Origin of the sequence: Pedobacter sp. SG908 (assembly GCF_011759615.1) — a bacterium.
In the GTDB taxonomy this organism is placed as follows: domain Bacteria; phylum Bacteroidota; class Bacteroidia; order Sphingobacteriales; family Sphingobacteriaceae; genus Pedobacter; species Pedobacter riviphilus.
In genome coordinates, this window is record NZ_JAAOYY010000003.1 from 780,193 (window position 1) to 798,680 (window position 18,488).

The 18,488-nt window shown below is 37.3% G+C and carries 15 protein-coding genes; 7 read left to right on the plus strand and 8 right to left on the minus strand.

What is annotated here, in order from left to right:
• Window positions 1-142: 142 nt before the first annotated feature.
• Genes FHT21_RS23945 through FHT21_RS23955 form a run of 3 tightly spaced genes read left to right on the plus strand, consistent with a single transcriptional unit; the run spans window position 143 to window position 3,701 of the window.
• Window positions 143-1,630, plus strand: a complete 1,488-nt coding sequence (locus FHT21_RS23945) for a magnesium chelatase (protein WP_167297214.1) — start codon at window positions 143-145, stop codon at window positions 1,628-1,630.
• Between the two features lie 6 nt (window positions 1,631-1,636).
• Complete coding sequence (locus FHT21_RS23950) at window positions 1,637-2,383, plus strand: AAA family ATPase (RefSeq protein WP_167297215.1); 747 nt, start codon at window positions 1,637-1,639, stop codon at window positions 2,381-2,383.
• Between the two features lie 55 nt (window positions 2,384-2,438).
• Window positions 2,439-3,701: a metallophosphoesterase gene (locus FHT21_RS23955; RefSeq protein WP_167297216.1), complete on the plus strand. Its 1,263-nt coding sequence runs from the start codon at window positions 2,439-2,441 to the stop codon at window positions 3,699-3,701.
• A 99-nt stretch (window positions 3,702-3,800) separates the two neighbouring features.
• On the opposite strand, the gene FHT21_RS23960 is transcribed toward FHT21_RS23955, so the two are convergent.
• The 3 genes from FHT21_RS23960 to FHT21_RS23970 all read right to left on the minus strand — a co-directional run bounded on the left by FHT21_RS23960 (window position 3,801) and on the right by FHT21_RS23970 (window position 8,140).
• Window positions 3,801-4,490, minus strand: coding sequence for a response regulator transcription factor (locus FHT21_RS23960; protein ID WP_086547960.1), 690 nt, complete (start codon window positions 4,488-4,490; stop codon window positions 3,801-3,803).
• Between the two features lie 89 nt (window positions 4,491-4,579).
• On the minus strand, window positions 4,580-6,253 hold the full coding sequence (locus FHT21_RS23965) for a HAMP domain-containing sensor histidine kinase (protein ID WP_167297217.1): 1,674 nt from the start codon (window positions 6,251-6,253) through the stop codon (window positions 4,580-4,582).
• A gap of 3 nt (window positions 6,254-6,256) precedes the next feature.
• Window positions 6,257-8,140 (minus strand): prolyl oligopeptidase family serine peptidase, encoded by a 1,884-nt coding sequence (locus FHT21_RS23970; RefSeq protein WP_167297218.1) that lies wholly within the window; start codon window positions 8,138-8,140, stop codon window positions 6,257-6,259.
• A gap of 228 nt (window positions 8,141-8,368) precedes the next feature.
• Between FHT21_RS23970 and FHT21_RS23975 the strand changes: the two genes are divergently transcribed.
• On the plus strand, window positions 8,369-10,192 hold the full coding sequence (locus tag FHT21_RS23975; protein ID WP_167297219.1) for a tetratricopeptide repeat protein: 1,824 nt from the start codon (window positions 8,369-8,371) through the stop codon (window positions 10,190-10,192).
• A gap of 221 nt (window positions 10,193-10,413) precedes the next feature.
• Here the strand turns inward: FHT21_RS23975 and FHT21_RS23980 are convergent, their stop codons facing one another.
• Entirely contained in the window at window positions 10,414-11,070 is a 657-nt protein-coding gene (locus tag FHT21_RS23980) for a hypothetical protein (protein ID WP_167297220.1), read from the minus strand.
• A 31-nt stretch (window positions 11,071-11,101) separates the two neighbouring features.
• A complete protein-coding gene (locus FHT21_RS23985; RefSeq protein WP_167297221.1) occupies window positions 11,102-11,665 on the minus strand; it encodes a GNAT family N-acetyltransferase in 564 nt (187 codons plus the stop codon).
• A 390-nt stretch (window positions 11,666-12,055) separates the two neighbouring features.
• Here FHT21_RS23985 and FHT21_RS23990 point away from each other — a divergent pair, with 390 nt between their 5' ends.
• The gene (locus FHT21_RS23990) at window positions 12,056-12,367 is read left to right on the plus strand and encodes a DUF4286 family protein (protein ID WP_167297222.1); all 312 of its coding nucleotides are present in this window, start codon (window positions 12,056-12,058) and stop codon (window positions 12,365-12,367) included.
• 45 nt (window positions 12,368-12,412) lie between these two features.
• Here FHT21_RS23990 and FHT21_RS23995 read toward each other — a convergent pair whose 3' ends face one another.
• The 3 genes from FHT21_RS23995 to dtd all read right to left on the minus strand — a co-directional run bounded on the left by FHT21_RS23995 (window position 12,413) and on the right by dtd (window position 14,815).
• On the minus strand, window positions 12,413-12,742 hold the full coding sequence (locus FHT21_RS23995) for a nucleotide pyrophosphohydrolase (protein WP_167297223.1): 330 nt from the start codon (window positions 12,740-12,742) through the stop codon (window positions 12,413-12,415).
• On the minus strand, window positions 12,732-14,273 hold the full coding sequence (locus FHT21_RS24000) for a glycosyltransferase family 39 protein (protein ID WP_167297224.1): 1,542 nt from the start codon (window positions 14,271-14,273) through the stop codon (window positions 12,732-12,734). The genes FHT21_RS23995 and FHT21_RS24000 overlap by 11 nt, the downstream gene beginning before the upstream one ends.
• An 89-nt stretch (window positions 14,274-14,362) precedes the next feature.
• Window positions 14,363-14,815, minus strand: a complete 453-nt coding sequence (dtd, locus tag FHT21_RS24005) for a D-aminoacyl-tRNA deacylase (protein ID WP_167297225.1) — start codon at window positions 14,813-14,815, stop codon at window positions 14,363-14,365.
• A 30-nt stretch (window positions 14,816-14,845) separates the two neighbouring features.
• On the opposite strand from dtd, the gene FHT21_RS24010 reads away from it, so the two are divergent.
• Both FHT21_RS24010 and FHT21_RS24015 read left to right on the plus strand, forming a co-directional pair.
• Window positions 14,846-15,871 carry a hypothetical protein gene (locus FHT21_RS24010; protein ID WP_243854086.1) on the plus strand — a complete coding sequence of 342 codons (1,026 nt, stop codon included), beginning with the start codon at window positions 14,846-14,848 and terminating at the stop codon, window positions 15,869-15,871.
• Window positions 15,837-18,293 carry a hypothetical protein gene (locus FHT21_RS24015; protein ID WP_167297227.1) on the plus strand — a complete coding sequence of 819 codons (2,457 nt, stop codon included), beginning with the start codon at window positions 15,837-15,839 and terminating at the stop codon, window positions 18,291-18,293. Before FHT21_RS24010 ends, FHT21_RS24015 begins: the two co-directional genes overlap by 35 nt.
• Window positions 18,294-18,488 lie beyond the last annotated feature (195 nt).

Below are 18,488 nucleotides of genomic sequence, written 5' to 3' on the forward strand. Positions count from 1 at the left end.
AAAGGCTTAAGGTAAAACCCATTGCCAACCCTACCCAAATCAACCGTAAAAACATTAAAAAGAGGGATAGATGTATAGAAGAGGCTTGTGCACTTTGCAAACCTTACATCTTAAACCCTATGCCTTAAACCCAATTTAAAAGATGCAAAACACCACATTAGGCGAATTAAAAACCACAGGATATAAATCGAGATCTGTAAAAGAAGAGCTTAGGGAAAATCTGATTAAAGTGCTCCGTGATAAAAAAACCGAATTTGAAGGCATTATTGGCTATGATGAAACGGTGATTCCGGAACTGCAAACAGCCATTTTATCTCGTCATAATATTTTATTACTGGGATTACGCGGACAGGCTAAAACACGTATTGCCCGTTTAATGGTAAACCTACTGGATGAGTATGTGCCATATGTTGCCGGAAGTGAGATTTTTGATGATCCCCTGAATCCAATTTCATGGTATGCTAAAAACGAAATTGCTATAAAAGGCGATGATACCGAAATTGCCTGGTTACACCGCAGCGAAAGGTATACCGAAAAATTGGCTACACCCGATGTTACGGTTGCAGATTTAATTGGCGATGTTGACCCCATTAAGGCCGCTACATTGAAATTAACCTATAATGATGAGCGTGTAATCCACTTTGGCTTAATTCCCCGTGCACACCGAAGCATTTTTGTGATTAATGAGCTTCCAGATTTACAAGCACGTATACAGGTTGCGTTGTTTAACATGTTACAGGAGAAAGATATTCAAATTCGTGGTTTTAAACTGCGCTTAGCTTTAGATATCCAGTTCGTATTTACCGCAAACCCTGAAGATTATACCAACCGCGGAAGCATCGTTACACCTTTGAAAGATAGGATTGAAAGTCAGATTTTAACCCACTATCCTAAAACCATCGAAATTTCGCGCAAAATTACTTTTCAGGAGGCCAAATTAACGGCTGATCAAAAAGCAAATATAGAAGCCGATGGACTGGTGAAAGACCTGATAGAGCAAATTGCTTTTGAAGCCCGTAAAAGTGAGTACATCGATCAAAAATCTGGCGTATCGGCCAGGCTGACCATCTCCGCATACGAAAATTTAATTAGCACCGCAGAAAGAAGAATGTTGATCTCTGGCGAGAAAAATACGTTTGTACGTTTATCTGATCTAGCTGGAATTATCCCAGCCATTACGGGTAAAATAGAATTGGTTTACGAAGGCGAATTAGAAGGGCCTGCACATGTGGCCACTACCTTAATCGGCAAAGCGGTTAAAACTTTGTTTGCACGGTATTTCCCCGATCCAGAAAAAGCTAAAAAAAGCAAAACGGCTAATCCTTATACCGAAGTAACCGAATGGTTTACAGAAGGTAATAATGTTGATGTTACCGATACCTTAACCAATGCACAGTATAAAAAAGCGCTGATGCTGGTGCCAAGTTTATACGATCTGGTAAAGAAATTTCATCCTAAATTAAGTGAGAACCAAACTTTACTTTTAATGGAATTTGTATTACATGGTTTAGCTGAATATTCACAATTGAGCAAAAACTATTTAAATGGCGGCTTCGGTTTCGCTGATATGTTTGGCAGTTTATTTAACGCCGAATTTGACGAGGAAGAGGATGAAGACGATTTCAGATAAAAATTAATGGATTTTAACGGATATCTTTTATCATTAAGGTTAAAACAAGAGTACCTTCCTAACGGATATCCGTTTAATATTCCATGCTTAAAATCTTTTGAAAAGTTAGACTTTCACCCTAATGTTACCTTTTTTACAGGCGAAAATGGCATTGGAAAGTCGACCCTGATTGAAGCTATAGCAGTTTATCTTGGTTTTAACGCAGAAGGTGGGGGTAAGAATTTCAACTTTAAAAGTACAGCAACACATTCTGCTTTGCATGATTACCTAATTATAACGAAGGGGTATAAAAAAATTAAAGATGGCTACTTTTTAAGGGGAGAAAGTTTCTATAACGTTGCCAGCGAAATTGATAAGCTAGACGAGGAACCTGGCGCACCAAAAATTATAGATTCTTATGGCGGTATTTCCTTACACGAACAATCGCACGGGGAATCCTTTTGGTCGGTATTTATGAACCGTTTTGGTGGTAATGGTGTTTATATCCTCGATGAGCCCGAATCGGCACTTTCTGCGACGAAACAAATTGCCATGTTATCCAAAATCAATAATTTGGTCGGCAAAAATGCGCAATTTATTATCGCAACACACTCTCCCATCTTATTATCCTACCCCAATGCCTGGATATACGAAATGACTGAAAATAAAATAGCCAGGGTTAAATATGAAGAATCTGAGGTTTATAGAGTTTATAAATCTTTTTTAGATCATCCTCAACGAATATTAGATAATATATTTACTTCAAATACTTAATTTAGGCAGATTAAATCTGCCTTGTTTTTATACTTAAATCGAATAACCCGATCATATGGGAAGATTACCTTTCATCATTGCCGCCTGCATTTTCATTATTGCATTTGATATTTACTGCTTTAAAGCCATTATTGCTGTTTTTAAAAAATGGAAACCAAATACGAAAAAGGTATTTACTATTACCTATTGGAGCTATAGCACCTTACTGATCATCGGTGTTTTTTGTGGCATTTACCTCAATCTTTTCCTTACACTGAGGGCTATTATCTTAGTGGCCTTCTTTTTAACCGTAGCTTGTAAACTGGCCATGTTGCCCTTTTTGTTACTTGATGATTTACGCAGGTTATTCATTAAAATTTTCAGGAAAAATAAAAAAACTGAAATTTCAACCGTACCACAAATAGCACAATCTACAGCTGCAGAGCCCATTTCACGATCGGAATTTTTGGTTAAAGCCGGATTGGTGGCAGCAGCAGTGCCGTTAACTTCCCTAAGTTGGGGTATTATTTCTGGCGCATACGATTACCAGGTGCGACGGGTAAATTTAATCCTCCCTAACCTACCCAAGGCTTTTGATGGTATTACCATGGGTCAGATTTCTGACATCCACTCTGGTAGCTTTTATAACAAAACGGCTGTAAAAGGCGGTGTAGAAATGTTATTGGGTGAAAAGCCCGATTTTATTTTTTTTACAGGCGATTTGGTAAACAACCTCACCAACGAAGTAAGAGATTACCAGGATATATTTTCGAAAGTAAAAGCACCACTTGGTGTATATTCATCATTAGGCAACCACGATTATGGTGATTATTATTTTGGAAAGGAATCATCTCCTGCCAAGGTAAAAAACCTGAAAGATATGGTTGATGTGCATAAAGTAATGGGTTACGACTTACTCATGAACGAAAACCGGAGATTAAAAGTAGATGGAGAAGAAATCGGGATTTTAGGGATTGAAAACTGGGGTATGGGCCGCTTTCCAAAATATGGAAAAATGGAACTGGCCGTTCAAAATACGGATGATTTACCGGTTAAACTTTTACTCAGTCACGATCCTTCACACTGGCGCGGAGAGGTTTTGAAAAAATACCCACAAATAGATGCCATGTTTAGTGGGCATACGCACGGAATGCAGTTTGGTGTTCGTTTTAAAGAGGCGCAATGGAGCCCCGTGCAATACATTTACAAAGAATGGGCAGGTTTGTACCAGGAGCAAAAACAACAGCTTTATGTTAATGTGGGCTATGGCTTTTTAGGTTATCCGGGTAGAGTTGGTATTTTACCTGAGATTACAATATTTACTTTGAAGAGGGCTTAGACTAAACATGAGTGAGTTTCGAATGATTGAATGAGAGAATATCGGCATCAGGCCTAAAACATTCGCTAATTCAATCATTCTCTCATTCAAGAATTATATTTATCCCGCGTTAAAGCGATAACCTACTCCCCTCACCGTTTGTAACAACTGCGGATTATCAGGATTCAATTCTATCTTTTTACGTAAGCGTACAATGTGCATATCGAGCGTACGGGTATTTACATCAGAGTTATACCCCCACACCACCAACATCAATTCATCGCGGTTAATTACCTTACCAGGGTTGCGTAAGAAATAAAGCAGAATACGGTTTTCCAATATCGTTAATTCGATTTTCTTTCCATCTCTGAATAATGTGTGGATGTTTGGATGATGTTCCATATTACCAAAACGGTGAATTTCGGCAGTATCTTTATTCACAATAAACTTCACCTTACTCTCCAACATCGCAACTAAAACATCCATATTAAATGGTTTGGTAATATAATCAGATGCACCAAAGTTGTAGGCATCAATTTTATCCACATCCTGTGCTTTAGCCGTCATCATAATGATCAGGTTTTCGAAACCTTGCTTGCGCACATTCTCACAAACTTCGGCACCCTGTTTACCAGGCATCATCCAATCCAATAAAACAATATCAGGCTGATCGGCTAAAATCATTCTTTCACCCGCTTCTCCATCATTTGCTTCGAGCACAGTATAACCTTCAGCCTTTAAACGGTGGGCTACAAGAAAGCGAAGATTTTCATCATCTTCTACGATTAATATTTTTACTTCTTTAGACATTTATGTGTGTGTTACATTGTAATGTTGAAACGCTGCAATGTTTGAAGGTTAATTAACTTTCCAACCTTTAACTTTTCAACCGCTAAAAATTAACTATTATATGGCAGTACAATTTTAAATTCAGTACCACTCCCTACTTTGCTTTTTACAGAGATTTCTCCCTCCATAAAGTTAACCAGTTCTTTGCAGAATGCCAAACCCAGGCCTACACTGCCCATTTGGTTATATTCATTCTGTATCCTGAAAAACTTCTTAAATATATTGTTTAATTCTGACGATGCGATACCTATCCCTTTATCGGCAAACCGGAAAACCAATACCCCTTTAATCAGCTTTGCACTAATGTGCAACTTCTTCTGTTCCGGTTTCGAGTATTTGTAGGCATTCTCTGCCAGATTATCGAATAAACTACCCAATAATACCGGATCTGTAATAAAGGTTTTAAAGCCTACCACCTCATAGGTAATCTTAAAATCGGGATGTTTTAAGGTATGCGATTCAATTGTACTTTCAATAAAATCTACAATATTAACTTCTTCCTGGTTCAGTTTAATGGCTTTATTTTCGATCTGCGTAAAGGCCAGGAGTTTGTTCATTAAACCATTCAGTTTATCAGCTTCTTCATCCAGTATCTTACCATAAAGCTGCTGTTCCCTTTGGCTTAATGTGGTAGCACTTTTAATATTGTTTCCTGCAATCTTAATTACACTTACGGGCGTTTTAAACTCATGCGTAAGGTTATTCACAAAATCGTACTGCAGCTTAAACATTTTACGGTTGATGTTCAGGTTACGGTAAATCAAAAAAGCAACCAATAAAAGCACCCCATATACCAGCAATAGCACCAAGGCTATTGGCATGAAGTAAATAAAAATTTCTTTCTTGATGTAAGATTTTGATGAAATGAGGTATAACTTAAAATCAGAAAATGCGCCAGGCAGGGCAATTTCGGTATTAATGCTCTCATCAGAAGTATCAATCGGATCATAAGTTAGTGGTTCAATCCTGATCGTTTGGTACAATAATGGCCGCGTATTGATGATCTTGATTTTATGTGCATCGAGATTAAAAACCAGTACATCCTGTTGATAAACAGGTGCCGGATTTAACTTCCGCCTGATCATATCTTTATAGGTCCTTAAATCTTCCCGACGGGGAATATTTAAGTAAGTGATTTTGTTTTCGTTCGAATTAACGATAGAAAAGTTGGTAAACAGTTCTTCTTGCGTAGGTACTGATGCAGTATCCAGATCTTCAACAAAAGTGGCAAGTTTAATGGCGATTGCATTAAAATCACTCCCTACATTAAAAGATCTCGTATCATCTTCTGAATACAGCTTTACCGAATCGGGTTTTACGCCTTTACCAAACTGGAAAATAGATTTTGGGCCAATACCCAGGTGATTTGCATTAATCCCATCTTTAACAGGCACATTCTTTACCTCTGTATCGTAAAAAGTAACCTTGGAGATAAAAGGATATTTTAACATCACGGTATCAACAAACTTTGCTGCTGTAGAAGAATCTAAAAAGCCACTATAATACGAAATCTCGGGCATTTTATTCTGAAAGAAATCGTTATAAGGTTTAATACTTTGCTCGAGTACATTTACTTTCTCGGAGACAAAATCGTTCTCAATCGATTTTTTGCTATAGTTAAACGCTAAAAAAAGCGATAGGATAAAAAGAATGGAAATGAGTACAATGAAGGTTACGCCGAGCGAGAAATTTTTACGATAACCACTTTTTTTATCTAAGGCCATACCCTATTTCTTACCTAGATTTTCCTGTAAAAATTCTTCTAAGGCTTTGTATAATGCCGTTCTGCTCTGTTGGCGTACAATTGGGTTTGGTCCCTCTTCTTTTTCGATATAGGTAACCTGAACATTCCGTTTTTTCAGTTCCTTAATAAACTGAACACCCTCTGCTACATTAACACGTGGATCTTTAGGGTTCTGTGCGATAAAAACAGGCGATTTAAAGCGATCGGCATGGAAAACAGGCGATGCAAACCGCATATAATCGGTATCGGTTACCGGATTGCCAACAATTTCATAATACATCTGCAGATTCGCTTTTAAAAACGGTGGAATAGTTTTCAGGTAACTGAATAAATTGATTACACCTGAATTTGATCCACCACATTTATAAAGATCGGGATTTTTATACAAACAATTTAATGCAATATAACCTCCAAAACCGTTGCCATAAATAGCGATTTTTTTAGGATTGGCAATTTTTTTGGCAATTAACCATTTTACTCCATCATTAACATCTTCCTGGATTTTATCGCTCCACTGCTTAAAACCAGCGGCATAAAAAGATTTTCCATAGCCCGTAGATCCACGGTAGTTTACCTGCAAAACAGCATAACCACGGTTAGCCAGAAACTGTACTTCGGCATTATAGCCCCAACTATTTCTCCCCGCTGGGCCGTTATGCGGCAAAACTACTACAGGCAAATTAACAGCCTTTTTATTTTTTGGCAAGGTTAAATAACCGTTAATGGTTAAATTATCGGCACTCTTAAAACAGATTGGTTTCATGGCACTCATATCGCCCTGTTTAATAGATGGGCTAATATCAGTTAGTTTTTTAAGTTTATTCTCACTAACGGTATAGAGGTAATAAGAACCCGGATTTTTATCGGTAAAGGTTCTTACCACAAAAACTTTATCCATTTTGTCTTTATCCATAATTTTCCATTCGGTACCTGGCAAAAGCCGGTCTATTTTCGAATAGGTAATCCTAGTGCTATCATCAAGGTAATATTTTTCCTTTTTCCAGGTTTCGCATGTTACAAAAAGCATTTTCTTTTGTAGGCGTGAGTATTTTGCATCTACTACATTTAAGGTATCATTTGCAAAAAGCACCTGTTTTTCTTTCCCATTTTTTAAATCGAGTGCCACTAATGCATTCTTATCTCTGTTTACATTAGAAATGGCATAAAGTATATTCGGCTGGTTTTCTGAGAAAGCAATGGGCTGTAAAGTGGTTTCGAAATTATTGGTAATTACCGGGGCAAAGGCCTGGTTTTCGTTTTCGCGATACATTAAAGTTTCGTTCACTCCATCGCTTGCTACAGCAATTTTCAATACTCCTCTATTATCTGTCATCCATTCGGTAATATTACCCGGGTTTTTGGCCGCAATATCCATCTTACCGTTCCGAACATTTAAACGATAAACATCGAAAACTGTCGAGTCGCGCTTGTTGGATGCCACAATAATGTATTTATCATCAATTAACTGATCTTCTATTACCCTTAGCCTGCTTTTCTCGTTGGCACTCAGCTGAACCTGCCTGCTTCCATCTTTATTGATGACGAAAATATCCGATTTACGCTCTTTAGATTCGTCTTCAGTATAATAAATCAGCTCATTATTGCTGGTCCAGAAATGGAAACTGATATTCTTCCCATTCAAATGCGTTAACTGAATGCTATTTCCAGTGGTAAGATCTTCAGCAAAAAGATCAAGTTTTTTATCATGAAGCTTTAAATAAGAAAGACTTTTCCCATCTGGAGAAATGCGATAGTAGGCTTTATCCTGCGTTTTAAAAAAATCGTCTACAGGAATAGTATCATTGTTAGTGCCTTTACAAGCCCAAATCAATGCAACCAATAACAATAGAAAAATCCTTTTTAGCATAAATAAATCCTTTACAGGATGACAAAAATAAGTATCACAACAACTTAACCGTGATTTACACCAACAATGTTACTTATGCAATCAATAATAAGTCGTGGGTCAATTTAGTATTTATAAAATATCTACAAAATAAAATACAGGTAACATTTAAAATACGTTTAATATCACTTAACGGTTTAGCTAAAGATTTATTAAAATGTTACATTTAAAACTTATAATTTAGGGTTTATGAACCGCTTTTTTTTCATCATATTTTTATTTCTATCGCTTGGAGCAAAGGCACAAATCTTTCGCCCCAATCAGCAGATTGCACCTGATGAAAGTAGTCTGGCTATTCAATATTACCAGGATGGAGAATATGAAAAGGCAGTTGTGTTACTGGAAAAACTCTATGCCATTCCCAATAACGAAGCCTATTTCGATATCTATTTTAATACATTGTTAAAATTGAAACGCTATGACGTTGCAGAGAAAGTGGTTAAAAGAGAAGTTAAAAAAAATCCGCAGAACGATGTTTATCCAATAGCACTGGGTAAGCTTTATCAGGAGAAAGGCGATACACAAAGTTCTAATAAAATTTTCAGCGATGTGATTAGCAATCTTCCTAAGGATGAGTTTAAGATCCGAAATTTAGCCAATAGCTTTTATCGGTTCGAAAATTATGATTTTGCGGTACAAACCTTTAAACAGGGCAGAAAACTATTGGGCAACGATCAAATGTTTACTTTCGAGTTGTTAAACATCTATCGTTTTAAAAAGGATAAACCCATGCTCATGCAAGAGTATCTTGATGCACTTGGTACAATGCCACAGCTTTTGCCACAGGCCGAAGCAGTGTTATCATCTATTTTTGAAGACAAAAATGATTATCAAACCTTTCAGACGGCCATTTTAAGAAAAGTACAGAAAGAGCCCGATGCCGAAATTTATATTCAGTTACTTACCTGGAACTATATTCAACAACAGGAATTTGATATGGCCCTGCGCCAGCTTATCGCATACGATAAACGCACCAAAGCTGATGGGGGTACCTTGTTTAATGCCATTTATACCTTTGTTGATAATGGTGCTTACGAAACAGCGATTAAAGCCTACGATTATCTATTAACCAAAGGGAAAGATAACCAGTATTATCTTCCTTCAAAAATAGAAATGCTGAATACCAAGTATAACCTACGTACCAACGGGAAATATACTGTTGCCGACCTTGATCTGTTGGCGAAAGATTATCAGGCATTATTGGACGAAAACGGCAAGAACAGGAACACGCTTTTTGCCATAAAAAAACTGGCAAACCTACAGGCGTATTATTTAAATCAACCCGGCAGCGCAGAAAAAGAGCTTGAAGAAGCAATAAAAATGCCCGGCATTAATGATCAGGACCTAGGCCAGCTAAAACTCGATTTAGGCGACATTTATATTTTAACCAACCAGCCCTGGGAAGCTTTTTTAGTATATGAGCAGGTGAGCAAACAGTTTGAAGGACAACCCGTAGGAAATGAGGCCCGCTTTAGAAGTGCTAAACTTTCCTTTTACCAGGGTAATTTCGAATACAGCAACGCCCAATGCCTCGTTTTAAAGGCTGCAACTTCGCAGCTCATTGCAAATGATGCCCTGAACCTGAGTTTACTGATCAACGATAATATTCAAACCCCTGCAGATAGTAACGCGCTAAAAATGTATGCTGATGCAGAAATGCTTTTATTCAGAAATCTCCCCGAACGTGCAGTTAAAAAAATGGATAGTATTGCGATAGCCTTCCCGCAAAATAGTTTAACCGATGCGATAATGATGAGCAAAGCAAGGATTCTTATCAAAGCCAACGATTTCCAAAAAGCTGCAGACATCTTAAAAAAAGTAACTGAAGATTTTAAAGATGGAATTTGGACAGATGATGCACTATTTACATTAGGTGATCTGTACGAAAAGAAACTGAACGACATTGCGCAGGCCAAAATCTACTTCCAGAAACTGATTACTGATTATCCAGGGAGCATGTTCAGTGCCGAAGCCAGAAAAAGATTTAGGAATTTACGTGGAGATGGGGTTTAGTTGGTTCGTTAGTTATTGGTGTGTTTAATCGGTTAACTGCATAAATTGATTAATTAAGCGCAAAAAGGACTAATCAATTAATGTAGAAATCGGCTTAACTGACTCCAAACGTTTATCGCTAAACGCCAAACTAAATATTATCGTCATCCACTGAAGCATAGCGGAACGGAGAGATCTGCATCAACAAAAACCATTAATTTTCTTAGCAAATTCAACTTCCTCTAGGCATATTTAGAGAATTCATATATAGCTGAAAGAATCAGCACAAGAATGCCGATAATCAAAATTCTTTCACCATGTGCCCTATCTGAAGCGGCGTAACCAAAAACCCGTTCTCCATTAGGCAATGTTTTTTTATGACTCCTTAAATAAGCTCCGATTATGATGGCTATAAGACGACCTATAATAGCGGTAATATAACCGGCTACAATTAGCAGTTTTGGACTTTTTTCAGGTTGGGACAATGCCTCTATCCTTTTTAATTTAAGTGCTTGAATTTGATCAGCATTTACATCCACACCACGTTCCTTTAATATTTTGGTAGCCAGTAAAAAATCTAAACTGCTCCACTCATCTTGTTTTTCAATAACTTCCTTCAATTCGTCATCACTGAAATCAAAGATGTAATAATTTGGGTCTATACCAACTAAATCTTTCTCAGCTTCGTTCCGTAATAATATATTAGCTCGTTCAAAATCTTCAGGTTTTAATTTAATCCTGTAATCTTTATCAATCTCGTTATTGGCAAATGTAACGTCAAAATTTGCTGAAGCATCCTCTAGCTCCACCTCAATTTTATTTTCTTTGAATATTTCCGCTAGCGTTAAGGCTGCTGCTCGGTCATTAAATCTTTGGAAGGTTACAAAATCGGTGGGCATAATGTTTTAATTAAGCGTTTGGATGAAGATACTAATTAAAATCTTCCCAATCCCAAATCACAACATTCCATTCTACATCGCTACTATCGGTATAGGTATGAATAATTTTGAAGCCAATACGTTTATGTGCACTCATCGATCGAAGATTGATGCTCGCAATTTCAGTGATCGCGAAATCGTATTTAGATTTAAAATAATCTTTATAAGCACAATAGCATTGATCGAACAAACCGTTACCACGATAAGCCTGACTAACGCAAACCTGGCCTACAACAATATAAGAATAAGAAGAAACGGATTTACCTTGATATTGGATATGATCGAAACTTTCGTACATTTCAACCAGTCTCGGGATATCGTTTTTAGACTGCTTGGTCATTGCCAACACATAGGCTACAACTAATTCTCCATCTTTTGCAATAATGTTAGACTCATATTGATGCATTTTCTCTAAATCTTCAAGCGAATGCGAAACGGTAACAAAACCCTGTTCTTTTATTTGTGCAGGAGTTAAATCTTTTTTTAGGTTTTGTTTTTGGAGTTCAAGAATTCCTTCAAGCTCCTCCATGTTAGAAGAATTGGTAATGGTAATCATTTCTGAATTGCAGATGACTTAGACATCCATTGCAATAATAGTTAACGTTAGCAACAAAATGAAGCAAATTCCCGCTAAAATTAAAATCCTAGCACCGTGTTGTCTATCTGTTAGGGAATAAGAAAACACTTTTTCACCAGTGCTCAGTATTCTCCTTTTCTTCATTATATCCCAACCAATAACCAGTCCCAAAATGCCGCCGAAAATTGCAGTTAGGTAACCAGTATAAATATAATTACGCGTGGAATTGTCTATTTTTTGAGAGTCGTTAGTTCGTATCATGCTTAAAAACAATGGGAATCATCAAATTTAACAGATTAACACAACTTTAAAGAATAAAATCTGCACTCATCAATTTTTTAACATTTATATATTATTTACCTTTGTGCCATGTTTTTATATAATGTTACGCTCATCTTGGATGATGCAATAGCCGAAGAATGGTTACAATGGATGCAGGATATTCATATCCCTGAGGTTATGGCTACTGGGATGTTTGTTTCTAACCGTTTATTGAAGGTGATAGATTCGCCTAACGAAGGGGTAACTTATTGTACGCAGTATGTAGCAGAAACACTCGAACAATACAATAAATACCAGGAAGAATTTGCTCCAGCCCTACAGGCAGATTTAAATGAAAGATATAAAAACCGTTTTGTAGCTTACCGTAGTTTGATGGAGTTTGTACCTCCAACCTCCTAAAAGGAGTCTTAAACCATTAAAAATCTAAAGTCTCCTTTAGGAGATTTAGGGGTTTAGCTTCTCATTATTCTTATGCCTGTCCGCATCGCGGATACTTTTTTTCTCGAGGTTCTTTTCTAAAGCATCGGTTAGGTTTATACCGGTCTGATTGGCTAAACAGATTAAAACAAACATCACATCGGCCATTTCATCGGCAAGGTTTACCGCTTCATCACTCTTTTTAAACGACTGTTCACCGTATTTACGGGCCATAATACGGGCCACTTCCCCTACTTCTTCCATTAAAATGGCGGTATTGGTTAATTCATTAAAATAACGGATACCTGTGGTATTAATCCAGCGGTCTACCGTTTCCTGTGCTTCGTTAATGGTCATTTTTTTCTTCCTCTATTTCTGATTTTATAATGCTACTCACTTCGGGCTTGGCATCTTCGAGCAAAAACACACCTACTCCTTCTTCCCGTACATAAGGCGTTTTTATTTCCCCAATTTTAGTAATCTTGCTAAAATATGGTTGCTCTCTCTTTCTTTGCGGATCTTCATCCCTCCATCCGGTAATTATAATTAAACTTTTGATCGGTTTATCCATTTTAAACCAATACAAATAATCAGCATTATACGATACAGCGTTTATATTTTTATATTTCGAATAATAGTTGATTGCACCAGCCTGTCCATAATTATCGGCACGTACCAACAGGGTAGATTTATCCTTAACCTTTCCGTAAGCAACATCAACAATTGCGGCCAACTCTTTCCAGCCCCGCATATCGGCATAATCCTGTGGCAACTGGTGATTCTTACCATCTTCCCAGCGCAATGCCCCCACCCGCTCAAACCTTTTATGGTGGGCAATAATTTCATCAGGACTATAAACCGGCATCAAAAGTGGCAACAGATAAATAAATGAACCAATATTAAAGGCAAACAGCAATCCTGTTAATACATATTTCTTTGCTAAAACCCGGCTTAAATAAACAGCGCCGAAAGCCAGTACTATGGGATATAAACCTAGGGCATAATAATCTTTTGCTTTAAAATAGCTAAATATAATTAGGGTAGTGAAGTAAGTAAGTATAATCCAGCTGTATTTCCTGAAATCTTTATAAAAAATCAAACTACCGATCCCAGCCAGGAGAACAAATATCGAACTGATAAAAAAGAGAAACTGTCCGATAAAAAAATCGATCCGGTTTACATGTACCAATTGGGTAGCCTGCAAGGTTTTCATATGGGTAAGTACCGGAAAGTGATGGTTAATCTGCCAGATTATATTGGGCGAAATAATTACAATTACCAATAAAATAGCCAGATAAAGATGTTTGTCAGCAAATATTTTCCGGTTTGGCGTAATAATTATGGCGGGTAACAGGCCGAGAATCAAAAAAAGGATATTATACTTATTTAAAAAGCCAAAAGCCACAAAAATGGCAAAAGCATAAAGGTATTTGGCTTCGTTTTTATCGAAATATTTTAACAGATAATAAAAAATGGCTGTCCAGGCTAAAACATCAAAAGAATTGGGCTGGTAAAGTATGTTTAACCTAAGCAAAGAAGAACAAATACAAGCCACGGCAACCAGGCATTTGGCCAGTAAATTCCCTTTTAAAAAACCGACAATTTTCCAACAATACAATATCGTAAGTGCCCCTATTAATGCAGGAACAAGTTTTACCATAAAAATACCGTTACCGAAAGCCTTAATCAGCCATGAAAATAGAGAGGTTAAAGGTGGAACAGAGGTAAAGCCCGCAGCCAGGTGATTAGCCTGATCTAAATGCAGAAATTCGTCGCGGTGTAATTCATAAACCGAATTTACCAATACAAAAGATAAAACTACTTTTAAGATCAGAAAAAATACCAGATAACCATATTCAGTTAACCTGTTCAGATTTTTATCATTCATATTAGTTATTGCAAATTTTATTGAAATAGATTAATTATGAATTTTGACAGCCTTTAGCCCAATAAGTTACGCCGTACGTTTAATTTTAACTATTCCTTATCTTTTGTGTCGATCAATATCGTAACTGGCCCATCATTTAGTAGCGCAATTTTCATGTCAGCTCCAAAAATTCCGGTTTTTACTTTTTTACCCAATAAAGCTGATAGCTTTTCGATCATTTTTTCGTAAAGCGGAATGGCCACATCTGGTCGTGCGGCCCTTGTAAAACCCGGGCGGTTTCCCTTTTTTGTAGATGCGAATAAGGTAAACTGGCTAATCAGTAAGATATCGCCACCAACATCGGCAAGCGCTTTATTCATCATCCCGTTTTCATCACCAAAAACACGCATACCGATAATTTTCTGTGCCAGCCAATCCAAATCCTCTAAAGCATCGGCCTCCTCTATGCCTAACAATACTAGAAATCCGGTATCAATCGCTCCCGTTACCTCGCCGTCAACCGTGCAACTTGCCTGTGTAACTCTTTGTAAAACTGCTCGCATTTTATACTACTTTTGCTCAATAAAATTGATATGCGCAAGATAAGTATTTTAGTGATTTCTGTGTTTCTCTTCCTTGGTTGTAAGCAAAAATCAATTGTTCACCCTACTTTTTATTATTGGAAAACGGATTATCAGAACAAAAAGGAGGAAACCAGTTATCTTGATCAATTTAAATCTAAATCTTTGTACGTGCGGATTATGGATGTAGATTTTAACCCCGATCTTCAGCTGCCTGTACCCATTTCGCCGGTTAAATTTTCGGACCCTATACCTAAGCAAACCGGCATTATACCTGTCGTATTTATTGTTAACCAGGTTTTTAATAAGATTGACACCACGCAAACTATGGTGATGGCCGATCGCATTGCCAAATTTGTTTCCGCAAAGGTAAAACAAGCCGGAAAACAAAATTATCATGAACTTCAGATTGATTGCGATTGGACAAAAGGCACACGAAACAGGTATTTCAAATTTCTTGAACAATTAAAGGCCAATCCGCTTTTAAAAGGTAAAACGATATCAGTAACTCTCCGCCTGCATCAGGTTAAAAATATTGTATCAAGCGGCGTACCGCCAGTAGAAAAGGCCATTTTAATGTGTTATAATATGGGCAACCTACGTAAATATGGCAGACAAAATTCCATATTGGATCAGCATGAAATGGATCTTTACCTAAAAGATTACCTTGAGCAATATCCTTTACCACTTGATGTTGCCTTACCCATTTTCGAATGGGCGGTGGTATTTAGGAACGGGCAATATGCAGGTATCTCCAAGCGGATCGGCAATACACAGATTGCAGATAAAAAGCTTTTCAAACAGCGGGAGAACTCCATCCTTTACGATCTGCTTAAAGATGATCCTGCCGCAGGGTTAAAACAGGGTGATGTGGTAAGATGGGAACGGATTTCTTCAAAAGATTTACTTGCTACCTCTAAATTTTTATCCCGATATTTAGCCCCCAGAGACCGGAATCTTGTTTTCTACCATTTAGACACCGACCTATTAAAACATTTTACCTATGACGACGTTCAAAAAATTATCGCTAATTTTTAGTGTATTCCTGATTACTTTTTTCAGCGAGATTGCTATAAATCTTGCCTGTGGAGGTGAGATAGACCCCTACGATTATTACGTTTCTTATTTCCACAACAATATTGAAGGTGATGAATATTCGCCATTCGCCTACAACCAGCTGGTTTACCTTAACAGTGAAACGGATATAGAAAGTGAGCCCGATATCAACAGTAATGAATGGGCAAAATACCTCAATGTTAAAAAAGAGGATGTGCTAAAAGTAATGTACAAAACAGATAGTGCCACTGATGTAAAATTGGTAAATTTTGATGGCAACATTTCGCAATTACCCGATAGCTTACAACAAAACAGTTTTATCCAGGCGTTGGGCAAACGTAAAGCATCTTTAAAATACTATCAATTCGCCAAAAGCTGCGAACCTTTAGCCAATGTGGATTTTAGTCTTTGGGACCCAAAACCACGCGATACCACAGCGATGGAATTAAAGGCAAAAGAGGCCCTAAGATTAACGGAAGCTGAAAAAGATGATTTCCTTAAACTCCGTTATGCATATCAATCAGAACGGATGTTCCATTTTGCTGGTAATCATACTGAAAGTAAATCAACTTACGAGAAGTACTTTAAAAACAGCAAGTTAAACAGTGCCGTTAAGGGTTGGGCCTTGGCACTCTATGCCGGATCGACCCGCCGGTTGGGCAACCCTGAAGAATCGGCCTTTTTATTCTCCAAGGTTTTTGCAAGTAACCCTGAGCGGAGAGTACAGGCCTATAAAAATTATTACTATACCAGCTCACCTGTTAATGGTGCATTAAAATATGCCAAAACCAATAGCGAGAAAGCCAATATATGGGCGATAAACGGATTTGGCAATGCAGATTCGGGCATAGAAAGCTTAAATAAAGTCTACCAGTACGAACCAAAAAGCCAGCTCAACGGTACACTATTGGTACGCGAAGTAAATAAATTAGAGCAAGATCTTATCGAGGCAAACGACATTGCCAAAATTGGTTATAATTATTATTTTTCGGATAACGGCAATGCTAAATATAAAGACAGTTTAAAAAACGTAAACTTAAAACACCTGAATGAAATCAGGAATTTTGCGGTAAAACTGGCTACTGAGAAGAAATACCCACAACCTGAACTGGGTACTTTAACTGCAGCTTATTTATCGTGGATGGAGAATAAAGATTTCTTGGCCACCAATTACCTGGCTATATTAAAACCCGATAAATTACCAGAAAGATTACGCGACCAATACCGTATTATCGATCTATTGATCAAGGCAAAAAACATCAAAAAAGGCAATCCGTTTAATGAAAACGATTTATTGCCGACCTTAAAATGGCTTGACGAAAAACGTTTCGCTGAAAACAGTAGCCAACCAAAAGGCCCCTATTATTATGATGCCGATCGCGCCAGTAAACGTTTTAGCAGAACGACCAGAAACTTTTACCAGCAGATATTGGCTCCTGCTTATTTGAATATGGGTGATACGGCAAAAGCAGCTCTAGCAATGGTTAAAGGCGACCTGGAATACAAAACGTTAAAAGAGAATTCGCTTTTCCAGAATATGAGCTACCAAAGCATCGCTTTTTGGCAGAACAACTTGAGTCCGAAAAGTATGCAGGGCTTAGCGGTTTATAAAACAAAAGCAACAGGCAATGATGTCTCCGCTTTGTTGGCTTCGGCTTTAAACCAACTTAAAAATGATGATTTTTACGAACTTTTTGGTACAACTTATTTGCGTACACATCAATACGATAAGGCTGTTCAAATGTTCGCAAAAGTTTCGGCAGGCTACAAATATTTCAATCCAGAGAACTGGTACGGAGATGAATCCAATGCAAAACTTTATGCTAATCCCTTCATCGAAACGATAAATGACTATCCCAAAAAATATGTAACCGCTAAAGCATCAATTACCAAAAAGGCTTTTGCAGCAGAAATGCTCCGTTTGCAGAAATTATCCATTAGTGATAAAAAGAATGCAGCGCTTTATTATTATAAAATGGCCAATGCGGTTTATCAAACAGGTTATTTTGGCAACAGCTGGTTCCTGATCAGCTACGATTGGTCATCGTACGACAATGGCAGCCCAGCAAAATATGTATATGATGGCGACTATAAAAAAGCACAAACGGCAAAAGCCTGGTATTTAAAAGCCAGAGCATTAAGTACCAATGCCGACTTTAAGGCAAAATGTACCTTTATGCTGGCTAAATGTTTGCAGAAACAGATCATTATGAATGCTAACCCACTATCATTTTATTATTACGATAAAAAAGATGTGAAATGGAGAAACTTCATCAAGGCCAATTACAACAATCCTTATCTTAAAGAATTAAGGTTTAGCTATGCCAAAACGCCTTTTTATGCCGTTGCAGCGGGTGAATGTAGTTATCTAGGGGATTTTATTAAGCCAAAAGTACAAAACTAGTTATCCGTGACCATTAAGGAATTAAGGTAGTTAAGAAAAGCCTAATGAAGCCCTTAATGTCTTTAATTCCTTAATGGTCTAATCATATAAAATCGTCATCTCCCTTTGGAATATATCGCTGAACTATTTATTTAAATAGATTTTTTCGACTTCGCTACGCTCGACGAACTTATCGTATTGAGTTAACCTTTATTA

Coding starts and splice junctions, on each gene's coding strand:
- FHT21_RS23945 (WP_167297214.1), top strand. CDS start 143: ATGCAAAACACCACATTAGGCGAATTAAAAACCACAGGATATAAATCG.
- FHT21_RS23950 (WP_167297215.1), top strand. CDS start 1,637: ATGGATTTTAACGGATATCTTTTATCATTAAGGTTAAAACAAGAGTAC.
- FHT21_RS23955 (WP_167297216.1), top strand. CDS start 2,439: ATGGGAAGATTACCTTTCATCATTGCCGCCTGCATTTTCATTATTGCA.
- FHT21_RS23960 (WP_086547960.1), bottom strand. CDS start 4,490: ATGTCTAAAGAAGTAAAAATATTAATCGTAGAAGATGATGAAAATCTT.
- FHT21_RS23965 (WP_167297217.1), bottom strand. CDS start 6,253: ATGGCCTTAGATAAAAAAAGTGGTTATCGTAAAAATTTCTCGCTCGGC.
- FHT21_RS23970 (WP_167297218.1), bottom strand. CDS start 8,140: ATGCTAAAAAGGATTTTTCTATTGTTATTGGTTGCATTGATTTGGGCT.
- FHT21_RS23975 (WP_167297219.1), top strand. CDS start 8,369: ATGAACCGCTTTTTTTTCATCATATTTTTATTTCTATCGCTTGGAGCA.
- FHT21_RS23980 (WP_167297220.1), bottom strand. CDS start 11,070: ATGCCCACCGATTTTGTAACCTTCCAAAGATTTAATGACCGAGCAGCA.
- FHT21_RS23985 (WP_167297221.1), bottom strand. CDS start 11,665: ATGATTACCATTACCAATTCTTCTAACATGGAGGAGCTTGAAGGAATT.
- FHT21_RS23990 (WP_167297222.1), top strand. CDS start 12,056: ATGTTTTTATATAATGTTACGCTCATCTTGGATGATGCAATAGCCGAA.
- FHT21_RS23995 (WP_167297223.1), bottom strand. CDS start 12,742: ATGACCATTAACGAAGCACAGGAAACGGTAGACCGCTGGATTAATACC.
- FHT21_RS24000 (WP_167297224.1), bottom strand. CDS start 14,273: ATGAATGATAAAAATCTGAACAGGTTAACTGAATATGGTTATCTGGTA.
- dtd (WP_167297225.1), bottom strand. CDS start 14,815: ATGCGAGCAGTTTTACAAAGAGTTACACAGGCAAGTTGCACGGTTGAC.
- FHT21_RS24010 (WP_243854086.1), top strand. CDS start 14,846: ATGCGCAAGATAAGTATTTTAGTGATTTCTGTGTTTCTCTTCCTTGGT.
- FHT21_RS24015 (WP_167297227.1), top strand. CDS start 15,837: ATGACGACGTTCAAAAAATTATCGCTAATTTTTAGTGTATTCCTGATT.